The sequence below is a fragment of the Phocaeicola sp. genome, assembly GCF_057861905.1.
The window spans coordinates 1-12,950 of the sequence record NZ_DBMACV010000039.1; the positions used below are offsets into that span (position 1 = coordinate 1).

Genomic DNA, 12,950 nt, shown 5'->3' on the forward strand with positions numbered 1-12,950 from the left:
TAGCTAAAAACATTGGGAAAAAATATTTCTTATTTGTTGGTAGTATAAAGCCACATAAAAATTTAAAGAATGCTTTATTAGGTTTTAAAGAATTTAGTAATGACGATTATCAATTTATTATTGTCGGTAAAAAAGAAGGTTTTATTACAGGAGATAATGAAGTTTTCAAATTAGTAACTCTAATAAATAAAGAAAAGGAAAAAGTCTTATTTACAGGTAATATCAATGATCAAGAATTATATGCTTGGTATAAAGGTGCCTCTGCACTAATTATGCCTTCTTTATATGAAGGATTCGGACTTCCTATTGTGGAAGCCATGCATTTCAATATTCCAATTATATCCTCAGATATTCCTGTTTTGAAAGAAATAGGAAAAGAATATATTTCTTATTTCAACCCTTATGATCCGAGCAGTATAAAAGAAAAAATGGTACAAATAAGTCAACATACAACCTCAGTATCATATCCTAAATGGAGAACATGGGCTGAAACAGCAGAAAATATAGCACAATTATTCGAACAAACCACAATAAAATAACAACCTATTTTTATGAAAGTAGCAATCATCCAAGAATGGCTAGTAACTGTTGGAGGCTCTGATAAAGTAGTAAAAGCTATCGCTGATGTTTTTCCTGATGCAGACATTTATACGTTAGTAGCCCAAAAAGAGGTCTGCGATGAACTTGGCATTAATTGGGATAAAGTACATACGTCTTTTATCCAAAAAATGCCACTCGGCACTAAAAAGCACAGAGCTTATCTACCATTATTCCCATTTGCCATAGAACAATTTGATTTAAGAGGATATGATGTTATTATATCTTCTTCACACTGTGTTGCAAAAGGTGTATTGACTAAAGCAGACCAATTGCATATTTGCTATTGCCACTCTCCCATCAGATATGTGTGGGATATGTACAATGAGTACTTGGAAGAATCCAACCTAACAAAGGGAATAAAAAGCTGGTTAGTAAGATACTTACTTCACAGAATCAGAAAATGGGATATGCTTTCAAGCTTCCGCGTAGATCATTACATCAGTAATTCCGATTATGTAGGACAAAGAATAAAAGAAACCTACAGAAGAGAATCTACTACCATCCATCCCAATATTGATATTTCTCACTTCGAATTTTGTGGACAGAAAGAGAATTTCTATTTGGCAAGTAGCCGTTTAGTTGCTTACAAGAAAATAGACATCATAATAGAAGCATTTAATCGTATGCCTGAGAAAAAACTAATAGTTATTGGAGGTGGTCCAAATTTAAAAAGATATCAGGAAATGGCTAAAGAAAACGTAACCGTTATGGGATATCAACCATTTAATGTATTGAAAGAAAAAATGCAAAAGGCAAAGGCTTTTATTTTTGCAGCAGATGAAGATTTTGGTATGATACCTATAGAAGCCCAAGCCTGTGGAACTCCTGTTATAGCCTATGGTCATGGTGGCTCATTAGAAACGGTATCTGAGGGAAAGACTGGATTATTCTTCCATGAACAAACTCCTGAAAATATCATAAAAGCTGTAACATACTTCGAATCTTTAGGTGAAACACCTTTCAATTATGAAACTTGCAGAAAATGGGCAGAATCATTCTCTGAAGAACGTTTCAAGAAAGAAATCAAAGAATTTGTAGAATCTAAATACAAAGAATTTAAAAATCCAAATAAATGAACTATTTCATAACAGGAGGGACCGGCTTCATCGGTACCCATCTCACCAAATTACTGAATGAACTTCATCCAGAAGCAAAAGTATACAATCTATATATTGTAAAACCAGGTACTCCACTCCCCACAGTAAAAGACTACAAATCACCTTTGAAAAAAGGAGAAACCGTAAAAGCTGAATTTATTTATTGTGACGTACGTAAACCTATAGAACTAAATGTTCCTGTATCAAGTGAGGATATTATCTTCAACTTTGCAGCAGTACATCGCACTCCAGGTCATCCTGACCATGAATATTTCGAAACCAATATTCGTGGAGCTGAGAATGTGTGTGCTTTCGCTGAAAAGCATGGTATCAAAAAAATTGTGTTTACCAGCTCAATAGCTCCATATGGTGCAGCAGAGGAACTAAAAGAGGAAACGACTCTTCCAACTCCTAACACTCCTTATGGAATATCAAAACTAGTTGCAGAAAAAATACATACTATTTGGCAAGCCAAAAACGAGAAGGAAAGACAGCTTACTATCGTACGTCCGGGAGTTGTTTTCGGTAAAGGGGAGAATGGAAATTTTACACGCCTATATTGGGCTATAAGAAAACATGAATTTGCTTATCCGGGACGCAAAGATACCATCAAAGCGTGTATCTACGTAAAAGAACTGGTACGTTTCATGGTGTACAGACTTGAAAACCATGAAGAAGGAGTAGAACTTTACAACTGTTGTTTTGAACCAGCTTATACCATTCAGCACATTGTAGAAGCTATGAAAAAAGTTACTGGACTGACTTCCACCGTATTTGATATTCCTAACTGGATAATTATGCCCACAGCTACAATTATCGGAGCATTGGGTGCACCAATGGGTATCTGTCCTGCCCGGGTAAAGAAGTTACAGATTTCTACTAACATTTGTGGTAAGAAATTGAAAAGCTCAGGTTATCAGTTTAAATGGACTTTTGAAGAAGCACTTAATGACTGGTTTAATGATAATGACAGACTCTTTCTAAAATAAGAATATTTATATTTATGCAAACCCACGTAGTCATCATGGCAGGCGGCATAGGAAGCCGTTTCTGGCCCATGAGTACCCCCGAATGCCCCAAACAGTTCATTGATGTAATGGGCGTAGGAAAATCGTTAATTCAGCTCACGGTAGAGCGTTTCAAGGATATCTGCCCGAAAGAGAATTTCTGGGTAGTAACCTCGGAAAAGTATGTAGACATCGTAAAGGAGCAGTTACCACAGATTTCAAAGCAGCATATCCTAGCGGAACCGGAAGCGAGAAATACGGCACCGTGCATCGCGTATGCCTGCTGGAAAATTCGGAAAGAGTTTCCGCAGGCGAATATCGTAGTGACTCCCTCGGATGCACTGGTGATTGATACGGCGGAATTTGCTCGCTGCATAGCCGTAGCATTGGAGAAAACGGCGGACTCACATGCCATCGTGACCTTGGGGATGAAACCTACCCGACCGGAAACGGGCTACGGGTACATCGCAGCTCAGGGTGAAGCCGACGAAAAAGGTATTTGCAAAGTGGAAGCGTTCAAGGAGAAACCAGACCTGGAAACGGCGAAGAGGTATCTGGCGGCGGGAAATTATTTCTGGAACGCAGGAATATTTGTATGGAATGTGAACACGATTACGAATGCCATATGCAGGTATGCGCCGCAGATTGCGGGAGTGATGGACAAGCTGGAGCCTGCCTTGTTTACCGACAGGGAGGCAGAAGAACTGAAACACCTCTTCCCTACTTGCGAGAAAATTTCCATCGACTATGCGGTAATGGAGAAGGCGGAGGATATCTATGTACTGCCAGCGGAGTTCGGATGGAGTGATTTAGGCAGCTGGGGTTCACTGCACACGCTGTTGCCGCAGGATGAGAGTGGAAATGCTTCCGTAGGAACAAACGTGAAGCTATTCGACTGCCGGAACTGTGTGGTGCATGTGGCGGATGAACGCAAGGTGATACTGGAAGGTCTAGACGGCTACATCGTAGCAGAAAAAAAAGGTCAGCTGCTAATATGCCGCCTAAGTGAAGAACAGCGCATCAAAGAGTTTCAACATGGAATAACCTGAGTTTATCAGGTTCTATTTTATATCTATTATATCTAAGAAATCGCTACGACTCTCAGCACGAGGTCTGTAGCGATTTTTTGTAACCTGCCGGAAAAGCATTACCTTTGCGGCGCATTTATATCAAATAAAGAATCAATGAATTACATAAATATATGTACATGGCTCACCGTGTTATGCCTAGGAGGCACACTGCATGCGCAGACGGCGGACTCTACGCTGACTTATCGTGTAGAGGCGAGCGGAAATATATCGAACGGTACGTATGCTCCGTTATGGCTTTCAGCTAACCGGTACGGGCTGTCGAGCGTGGAGCCGAACAGTGGATATATACGGGCAGGACTGAGTTTCAATAAGAATTTGCGGCATCATTGGAAGGTGCAGGCAGGAGTGGATATTGCAGCTACGGCAAACCAGACGGCGGACTTCGTGGTGCAGCAGGCGTTTGTGGATGTTTCGTGGAAGTTTTTGAAACTGAGCATCGGTAGTAAGGAACGACCGGGGTTCCCGCTATGTAAGAATGAGCGGCTAAGCAGCGGCATGATGGTGGAAGGTGCGAACGCACGTCCGGTTCCGCAGGTACGCGGAGAGATTTCCGACTATGTGGCAATACCGGGAACACGGGGATGGTTGTCGCTGAAGGGACATATTGCTTACGGAATATTTACAGACAATAACTGGCAGGAAGGTTTTGTTTCACCAGGAAATACGTATGGAAAGAATATTCACTATCATAGCAAATCGATTATGTTCCGCATTGGTAACCGGAAGAAGCTGCCCGCGGAATTTGAATTCGGGATTCTGATGGCGGCGCAGTTTGCAGGCGACCAACTCAGAAAGAACAAGGACGGTAACAGTGAACTGATAACGGACATGCCCGATGGACTGAAAAGTTTCTTTAAGGCATTTATTCCGATGAGCGGAGGAAGTGATACACCGTGGGGAGATCAGGTTAATGTGGAAGGGAATCATTTGGGTAGCTGGAATTTTGCCCTGAACTATTACCTGAAAGATTGGAAATTCCGAGTGTATCTGGAGCATTATTTCGACGACCACTCGCAAATGTTCTGGGAGTACGGACGGTGGAAGGACGGACAGCTGGGCATAGAAGTAACGCTACCGAAGAACCGCTGGGTAAGTACGGTGCTGTGGGAAGGGCTTTCGACCAAGGATCAGACAGGACCGATTTTGTACGACGGATTCGCGGGAAGCATGGACTACCAAGTTAGTGCCAAAGATAATTACTACAACAATTACTGTTATCAGGCATGGCAGCATTGGGGACAGGGTATGGGAAACCCTCTCCTGCCAGGTCCTATATATAATAAGGATAGAACAATCACATTTAAGAGTAACCGGGTACGGGCACAGCATCTGGGACTGGAAGGTCAGCCGGCTACGGAATGGGGCTACCGGGTACTAATTTCATTTGCACGGTACTGGGGTACATACGATGTTCCTCTCGACAAGCAACGCAAGCAATTCAGCTCGCTGTATGAGGTGACGTACAGTCCGCAGTGGGCGAAAGGCTGGAGTGCAGCGGTCAGCATGGGACTGGACCGAGGAAATTACCTGGGTAACTCTACGGGAGGGATGTTCACTATCCGAAAGACCGGAGGTATTTTTTAAATGAAAAAATGTATGGAATATAAATATATGAGAAGTATTTTATATATGGCAGTGCTGCTGATGGCTGTGCTTGCAAGCGGATGTAAAAAGGAACCCATAGACCGTAACATAGAGGGGATGTGGAGACTGGAGCAGTTTACTACGCACGAAGATGGCGTGGTGCACAAGGAGTGCCAGCGTACGTTCTACAGCATCCAGCTTTGGGTGGTGGAAATTGCGGAAAAGCAGTGCCCCGAAAATCATGGATATAAAATGGTAATAGGTCGTTTTTCTTACAACGATAATCATTCGGAAGTAACGATGAAAGATTTCAAGTACCGCTCCGATACGGGTGACAGCGGTAAGGAGGTGAGCCGTGAGGACTTGCTACCTTATGGAATAAACAGCAGTGAAACGACTTTCAGGGTGCTGAAAGCAGACGGAAAGCATCTCACGCTAAAGTCGGACTATGCTACGCTGGAGTTGACAAGCTTTTAAATAAAATTCGTTACATATTGAAGAATATTACTATCTTTGCATAAACAAACATATCCAATGATGAAAAACAATAAAGAATTAATGAACCGCGCAGCCGACAATATTCGTATTCTGGCTGCTGCTATGGTGGAAAAAGCTAAATCCGGTCATCCGGGTGGCGCTATGGGTGGTGCAGACTTTGTAAATGTACTGTTTTCTGAATTTCTTGTTTATGATCCTGAAAATCCACGCTGGGAAGGTCGTGACCGTTTCTTCCTCGACCCGGGACACATGTCGCCGATGTTGTATTCGGTTCTGGCACTGAGCGGCAAATTTACGATGGACGAACTGGCTCAGTTCCGTCAATGGGGAAGCCCTACTCCGGGACATCCGGAAGTGGACATTATGCGTGGTATAGAAAATACTTCCGGCCCGCTGGGACAGGGACATACGTTTGCTGTTGGTGCTGCCATCGCGGCTAAGTTCCTGAAGGCTCGTCTGGGTGACGTGATGAACCAGACTATTTATGCTTACATCTCCGACGGTGGTGTGCAGGAAGAGATTTCTCAAGGTGCCGGACGTCTTGCCGGACATCTGGGACTGGACAACCTGATTATGTTCTACGACTCGAACGATATCCAGCTTTCTACTGAATGTGAAGCGGTAACCGACGAGGATGTAGCTAAAAAATATGAAGCGTGGGGATGGAAGGTTATTACCATCAACGGTAATGATGCTGACCAAATACGTGAAGCACTGACTGAAGCGAAAGCGGTAACAGGACAGCCTACACTGATTATCGGTAAGACAATCATGGGTAAGGGTGCGCTGAAAGCGGACAACACAAGCTATGAACGTAACTGTGCTACTCACGGTGCTCCGCTGGGCGGCGAGGCTTATATCAATACAATCAAGCATCTGGGTGGTGACGTGGAAAATCCGTTCCAGGTATTCCCGGAAGTAGCTGAGCTGTATGCTAAACGCCGTGAAGAGTTGAAGGCTATCGTAGCTGAACGTTATGCTGCGAAGGCTGAATGGGCTAAGGCTCATCCGGATCTGGCTGCCAAGATGGAATTCTGGTTCTCTAACCAGACTCCGAAAATCAACTGGGAGGCTATCGAACAGAAAGCGGGTGGAGCAACACGTGCTGCCTCGGCTACTGTGCTGGGTGTGCTGGCTACACATGTGGAAAACATGATTGTGTCTTCTGCCGACCTCTCTAATTCGGACAAGACTGACGGATTCCTGAAAAAGACTCATGCCTTTACAAAAGGTGATTTCAGCGGCGCATTCCTGCAGGCGGGTGTGTCTGAGCTGACAATGGCTTGCTGCTGTATCGGTATGGCGCTGCACGGTGGTGTTATCGCTGCATGTGGTACTTTCTTTGTATTCTCCGATTATATGAAACCGGCTGTACGTATGGCTGCACTGATGGAAATGCCTGTGAAGTTTATCTGGACTCACGATGCGTTCCGTGTGGGTGAAGATGGTCCTACGCATGAACCAGTAGAACAGGAGGCTCAAATCCGACTGATGGAAAAACTGAAGAATCATAAGGGACATAACTCGATGCTGGTACTGCGCCCGGCTGATGTAGAGGAAACAACTCAGGCTTGGAAGCTGGCAATGGAGAATACATCTACTCCTACTGCCTTGATTTTCTCTCGACAGAATATCGCGAACCTGCCGGAAGGTACTGACTATACGCAGGCTGCAAAGGGTGCTTATATCATAGCTGGTTCGGATGAAAATCCGGATGTGATTATGGTGGCTTCGGGTTCTGAAGTTTCTACTTTGGTAGCGGGTGCCGAACTGTTGCGTAAGGATGGTGTGAAACTGCGTATTGTTTCTGTTCCGTCGGAAGGTTTGTTCCGCAGCCAGAGCAAGGAGTATCAGGAAAGCATTATCCCGACGGGTGCCAAGGTATTCGGACTGACTGCTGGTCTGCCTGTCAACCTGCAAGGGCTGGTTGGCGCCAATGGTAAGATCTGGGGTCTGGAATCGTTCGGTTTCTCTGCTCCTTACAAGGTACTGGACGAAAAACTGGGATTCACTGCAGAAAATGTATATAACCAAGTAAAAGCAATGTTAGAATGAAAGTAATAGGACTGGCTTCCGATCATGCCGGATTTGAACTGAAAGAGTATGTAAAACAGTGGCTGAAGGCAAAAGGATGGGAGTATAAAGATTTTGGAACGTATAGTACTGAGAGTTGTGACTATCCGGATTTTGCTCATCCGCTGGCTCTGGCTGTAGAGGCTGGTGAATGTTACCCGGGAATAGCTATCTGCGGAAGCGGAGAGGGTATCAGCATGACACTGAACAAACATCAGGGTATCCGGGCTGCTCTTTGCTGGATGCCGGAAATAGCACATCTGGCACGACAGCATAATGATGCGAATGTGCTGGTTATGCCGGGACGTTTCATCGATACGGAAATGGCGGATAAAATCATGACGGAATTCTTCGCTACGGGCTTCGAAGGTGGACGCCATCAGGCAAGAATTGATAAGATTCCAGTCAAATAATCTTTCTCCTGACAGATAATATAATGATATTCACTACAGGCTGCAAGGGCTTGTAGTGAATATTTTTATTTTCGGACGTTTCCTTTTTTTAGCAGGCTTCTCTTCACTTCCTATATTTTTATCTGTATATTTGCTTGCTATAAAAACAAAAAAGAAAATCAAATAGAAAAATTACCATGAAAAAACTGTTATTTATCCTGCTAATGTGTCTGCCGATAGCTGGTATGGCAAAAGACAAGAAAGATAATACCGACCCGAAATATCTGGCCGGTGCTGTAACGACAATCGACGGAAAGGTGGCTTTTACCAATGAAATAAATGCACCGGGACTGTCGAAAACGGATATATTCAATCAAATGTTAGAATGGGCTAAAGGGCGTTTCAAACCCGACGGGAAGCTGTATAGCCAGGTTTCATACTCGAACAAGGAGGAAGGAACTATCGCTGCATCGGCCGAAGAGTATATGGTTTTCTCGTCGACTGCGCTGTCGCTGGACCGCACGCGTATTTATTATCAGTTGCTTATCACTACGGAAGACGGTAAGTGTAAAATGTTGATGACGCGTATCCGTTACTGGTACGACGAGGCAAGAGATGGTGGACAGAAATATACTGCCGAGGAGTGGATAAACGATGATATGGCGCTAAATAAAAAGAAAACAAAGCTGGCTCCTATCTGTGGTAAGTTCAGACGGGAAACCATCGACCTGAAGGATGAATTGTTTCAGTCGGCATCGGCTGCGCTGGGACAGAAGTTCCTGAATAATGCGCCGGCTACTGCCACACAAAGTGTTCCGATGCAGACATTGCAGCCTGCTACTCCGGTTATCAATGCTTCGGCAGAACTGAAAGAGGTCGGTCTGGAACAGTTGCCTGCCAACCTGAACGAGATTGCGGCAAAGGGACGTATCACGCTGACTGCGGCAAACGGTGAGGAAATCGATATCAAAGCTGAAAACTGGAGCGGATTCGGCAAGATGTTCAACAAGAATGTTTCTTATCTGCTGATCGACCAGAGCCGTATAGCTGCTACTGCCTTGATGGAACAGAGTGCTACATACAAAATCTCATTCTATACAGATAACAACACCAAGGCAAGTGTGGTTGTGGAATGCAAGAAGGCTATGTCGCAAAAGATGACTGCTGATGACTTGAAATCGCTGAACCAGAATGTAGATGCTTCGAAACAGTATACTATGTATATCGGTGAGGTAACAAAAACTTGGATGAGATAAAGGAAACGGAATTCCCGTACTGACATAAAAAGAAAGGGGAAATTTGAAAGCTATTCCGCAGAGAATAATTTCAAATTTCCCCTCTTCTATTTTTCTGACTGATCAGGTCTTATCGGGTGTATGAATGGCTTACCGGTGTCATGATGAAGGTAAATTCATAATCGCCGTAAGGTAACATATACTGTGGTTCGGGAACGGCTCCCCAACTATCGATACATCCTAATCCCATCTGCGCCTTGTCGATCAGGACATTGGTCAGGTCTGCCTTTTCTACTTCGTTGGAGTGTTCCTGTTTCTTTTCCCATCCTGAATCGAGCGAGCTGATGGTGTAATGCAAAGCAGATGCTGAGAACGGTGCTTCGGCTACAAACATCAGTCCGCTGCCGGCTTCGTTCAATTGTTTCCACCAGCGGATATCCGACTTGGTACCGTTTTCCTGCGGACGGATATAAGCATAGAACTGCTCGTCTACGGTCTGGTTATAAACGCCGAGGTCGGTAGATGTCTTGCGGTCGGCATAGTTTTCAATTGGTCCACGACCGTAATAAGAAATCTTCTCGAAGGATGCCGGCATTACCAACTGTAAGCCGAAACGGAACATATTGGCTACCTTGGCATTCTTGTCGGCTGTCATCTTCTGAGTAACCTTGACGGCACCTTTGTTATTGATGGTATAGGTAAGCAACAGTTTAGCTGAAACGTTCTTCATGTCGTATTCGGCTGAAACGACTGCCATGCCGTCTTTCATTTCTCCCTTCAATGAAAGCAGTTTGATGTCGGGATTCTTCCATGCTACATATTTCTGCTGAAGACCAGCACCGAAATCGTTATCGGTCAGAGCACGCCAGAAGTTAGGTGTCATGGCTTCTCCTTCTTTTATCATATTCAGCCCGTTCACTTCATACTTATCCATGTAACCATTTTGCTTATTGAACTGGATATTGAAGTCCTCTCCGACTACAACCATGCGGTTTACGTTTTCATTCTTGATCTGCGGAGTAACTACTGTTACGTTCTTTTCTGCAACATTGGCAAGATTCATAGCAGGAGCTTCGTAAGCATTCAGTGTAAGCTGGGCTTTAGCCACTACATGACCGGCAGGAAGCAGGCCTTCGCGATTTTTCTGAATGTATTTTACGTTAAGCAACCATTCGCCGCACTTGCAAGTCTTGCCCCAGTCGAGTTTTATACTGGCTGTCTGGCGTGGAGCGACCGACAGATTCTCAACACGTCCGCTACGGACTGCCTTTCCGTCTTTCAGAAGTTCCCATTCGAGTGCATAAGCAGATAAATCGCGGAAGAAGTTTTCATTATAGACATTGATTTCTCCTTTCGACAAATCGCCTGCCGTGGTCCAGATGTTCTGATAGAAATAGCCAACCTCGTACATGTGTGGATTGGGCTTGCGGTCGGGACTGATCAGTCCATTGTCGCAGAAGTTGTTGTCGCTGGCATCGAAACGGTTGAAATCGCCTCCGTATGCATAAATCATCTTACCGTTCTTTCCGGTCCAGCGGCATGACTGGTCAACGAAATCCCAAATGAAACCTCCCTGGAACTTCGGATACTTACGTATCAAATCCCAGTATTCCTTGAAACCGCCTTCCGAGTTTCCCATAGCATGAGCGTACTCGCACTGGATAAGAGGCTTGGTGCTGTTTTCATTCTTTACATAATCCTCACAGTCTTTATAACGGTAATACATCGGACAGTAGATATCGGTCTTGCCTTCCAGACCGGCTCTTTCGTATTGTACAGCTCGGCTCGGGTCTTCGGCTTTTACCCATTCGTAAGCGGCATCAAAGTTCGGTCCGTAACCGGCCTCATTACCCAATGACCAGAAAATAATGCTGGGATGATTGAATCCGCGTTGTACATTGCGTTCGTTACGCTCCAAATGAGTCTTTTTGAATAAAGGAACTTTGGCCAATGTCTTTTCTTCATAACCCATACCGTGTGATTCCAGATTGGCTTCGGCTACTACGTAGATACCGTATTTATCGCACAAGTCATACCAGAAGTTATCGTCCGGATAGTGGCAGGTACGCACGGCGTTGATGTTGAACTGCTTCATAATCTGGATATCCTGAATCATCCGTTCGCGCGATACATAAGATCCGCCGTCGGGATCCATTTCGTGGCGGTTCGCTCCTTTTATCAGTACCGGTTCGCCATTTACCAGTATCTGTGCATTCTTCAGTTCGATCTTACGGAAACCTACTTTGACCGGAACAACTTCACTGACTTTGTTTCCATCTTTCAGTGTAGCACGCAAAGTATATAAATAAGGAGTTTCTGCCGACCATTTGTGAGGTGCATCGAGGTTGATGGTTGTGGAAACCTTGCCACTTCCTGCTACGTTCTGGGTTGCTACTACCTGATTGCGGGCATCCAGAAGGTCAAGAGTGACTGTGGAACTGCCTTTCAGGCTTAACTCTACCGCCAAAGAACCGTTTTTGTACTCGCCGTCCAGGTCTGGTGTGACACGAATGTCATCGATGCGTTTCTTGTTTCGGGCATAAAGATAACAGTCGCGAGCTACACCTGTATAGCGGAAGAAGTCCTGATCCTCAAAGTAACTGCCATCGCACCAGCGGAATACTTGAAATGCAATAACATTTTTCTGTCCTAATTTCAGATAAGGTGTCAGGTCGAATTCGGCCTCCAACTTGCTGTCTTCACTGTATCCTACATATTTGCCATTCACCCATAAGTACATGTTCGAACTTACAGCTCCGAAATGTGCGATAATGTCTTTTCCTTTCCAGTCGGCAGGAACAACAATCTCGCGGCGGTAAGAACCTACGTGATTGTTTTCTACAGGTACATAAGGAGGATTATTTGTAAACTGGTTACGCCATGCATAGCCTACATTCAGGTATATCGGGTCGCCATAGCCGTTCAATTCCCAAACTGCCGGGACTTGCAAATCATCCCATCCCTTATCATTAAAATCAACTTTCCAGAAATCGGTGGGACATGCGTCTGCATTCTTTACCCAGAAAAATTTCCATTTTCCGTTTAAAGTCATGAAGTTGTCGGAGTTTTCCTTGATGGCCTGAGTGGCAGCATCCGTACTTTCGTAAGCAAAGAAATTGGTGTGCATCGGAGCGCGGTTAACTGCATTGACTTCAGGATCTTGCCATTCCTTGAAAGTCTGCGCCTGGGAAGAAAGTGTACAAGCTCCCAAGATGCCGAGCAAAAGAGGTTTTTTCATAATAAATTTAAGTTCTCTTACAATTATAAATATATTCTATACAAAAGTAATCATTTTTTGTATATTCACAAACAACAGGCTGCTGGAAGTAAAATAAAAAGAGGTTGCCTCAAAATAGAATTGCAAAAAATAAAA

The 12,950-nt window shown here is 44.3% G+C and carries 10 protein-coding genes; 9 read left to right on the forward strand and 1 reads right to left on the reverse strand.

All coding sequences use genetic code 11. The features are described 5' to 3' along the window. The 9 genes from ACZM60_RS08885 to ACZM60_RS08925 all read left to right on the forward strand — a co-directional run. Positions 1 to 539, forward strand: a 539-nt coding sequence (locus ACZM60_RS08885; RefSeq protein WP_489521311.1) for a glycosyltransferase, incomplete at its 5' end; no start/stop codon positions are given. Positions 540 to 551: 12 nt separating this feature from the next. After that, the gene (locus tag ACZM60_RS08890) at positions 552 to 1,676 is read left to right on the forward strand and encodes a glycosyltransferase family 4 protein (protein ID WP_489521312.1); all 1,125 of its coding nucleotides are present in this window, start codon (positions 552 to 554) and stop codon (positions 1,674 to 1,676) included. Beyond that, the gene (locus tag ACZM60_RS08895) at positions 1,673 to 2,686 is read left to right on the forward strand and encodes an NAD-dependent epimerase/dehydratase family protein (protein ID WP_489521313.1); all 1,014 of its coding nucleotides are present in this window, start codon (positions 1,673 to 1,675) and stop codon (positions 2,684 to 2,686) included. Before ACZM60_RS08890 ends, ACZM60_RS08895 begins: the two co-directional genes overlap by 4 nt. A gap of 14 nt (positions 2,687 to 2,700) precedes the next feature. After that, positions 2,701 to 3,753 (forward strand): mannose-1-phosphate guanylyltransferase, encoded by a 1,053-nt coding sequence (locus tag ACZM60_RS08900; RefSeq protein ID WP_489521314.1) that lies wholly within the window; start codon positions 2,701 to 2,703, stop codon positions 3,751 to 3,753. Between the two features lie 135 nt (positions 3,754 to 3,888). Beyond that, on the forward strand, positions 3,889 to 5,379 hold the full coding sequence (locus tag ACZM60_RS08905; RefSeq protein WP_489521315.1) for a capsule assembly Wzi family protein: 1,491 nt from the start codon (positions 3,889 to 3,891) through the stop codon (positions 5,377 to 5,379). Between the two features lie 12 nt (positions 5,380 to 5,391). Next, on the forward strand, positions 5,392 to 5,856 hold the full coding sequence (locus ACZM60_RS08910) for a lipocalin-like domain-containing protein (protein ID WP_489521316.1): 465 nt from the start codon (positions 5,392 to 5,394) through the stop codon (positions 5,854 to 5,856). 60 nt (positions 5,857 to 5,916) lie between these two features. After that, positions 5,917 to 7,932, forward strand: coding sequence for a transketolase family protein (locus tag ACZM60_RS08915; protein ID WP_489521325.1), 2,016 nt, complete (start codon positions 5,917 to 5,919; stop codon positions 7,930 to 7,932). Further along, positions 7,929 to 8,363, forward strand: coding sequence for a ribose 5-phosphate isomerase B (gene rpiB / locus ACZM60_RS08920; RefSeq protein ID WP_021971535.1), 435 nt, complete (start codon positions 7,929 to 7,931; stop codon positions 8,361 to 8,363). The genes ACZM60_RS08915 and rpiB overlap by 4 nt, the downstream gene beginning before the upstream one ends. A gap of 176 nt (positions 8,364 to 8,539) precedes the next feature. Next, a complete protein-coding gene (locus ACZM60_RS08925) occupies positions 8,540 to 9,598 on the forward strand; it encodes a DUF4468 domain-containing protein (protein ID WP_489521317.1) in 1,059 nt (352 codons plus the stop codon). Between the two features lie 109 nt (positions 9,599 to 9,707). On the opposite strand, the gene lacZ is transcribed toward ACZM60_RS08925, so the two are convergent. Next, positions 9,708 to 12,815: a beta-galactosidase, LacZ type gene (gene lacZ / locus ACZM60_RS08930; RefSeq protein WP_489521318.1), complete on the reverse strand. Its 3,108-nt coding sequence runs from the start codon at positions 12,813 to 12,815 to the stop codon at positions 9,708 to 9,710. Positions 12,816 to 12,950 lie beyond the last annotated feature (135 nt).

Coding starts and splice junctions, on each gene's coding strand:
- rpiB (WP_021971535.1), top strand. CDS start 7,929: ATGAAAGTAATAGGACTGGCTTCCGATCATGCCGGATTTGAACTGAAA.
- ACZM60_RS08905 (WP_489521315.1), top strand. CDS start 3,889: ATGAATTACATAAATATATGTACATGGCTCACCGTGTTATGCCTAGGA.
- ACZM60_RS08910 (WP_489521316.1), top strand. CDS start 5,392: ATGGAATATAAATATATGAGAAGTATTTTATATATGGCAGTGCTGCTG.
- ACZM60_RS08925 (WP_489521317.1), top strand. CDS start 8,540: ATGAAAAAACTGTTATTTATCCTGCTAATGTGTCTGCCGATAGCTGGT.
- ACZM60_RS08890 (WP_489521312.1), top strand. CDS start 552: ATGAAAGTAGCAATCATCCAAGAATGGCTAGTAACTGTTGGAGGCTCT.
- ACZM60_RS08895 (WP_489521313.1), top strand. CDS start 1,673: ATGAACTATTTCATAACAGGAGGGACCGGCTTCATCGGTACCCATCTC.
- ACZM60_RS08900 (WP_489521314.1), top strand. CDS start 2,701: ATGCAAACCCACGTAGTCATCATGGCAGGCGGCATAGGAAGCCGTTTC.
- lacZ (WP_489521318.1), bottom strand. CDS start 12,815: ATGAAAAAACCTCTTTTGCTCGGCATCTTGGGAGCTTGTACACTTTCT.
- ACZM60_RS08915 (WP_489521325.1), top strand. CDS start 5,917: ATGAAAAACAATAAAGAATTAATGAACCGCGCAGCCGACAATATTCGT.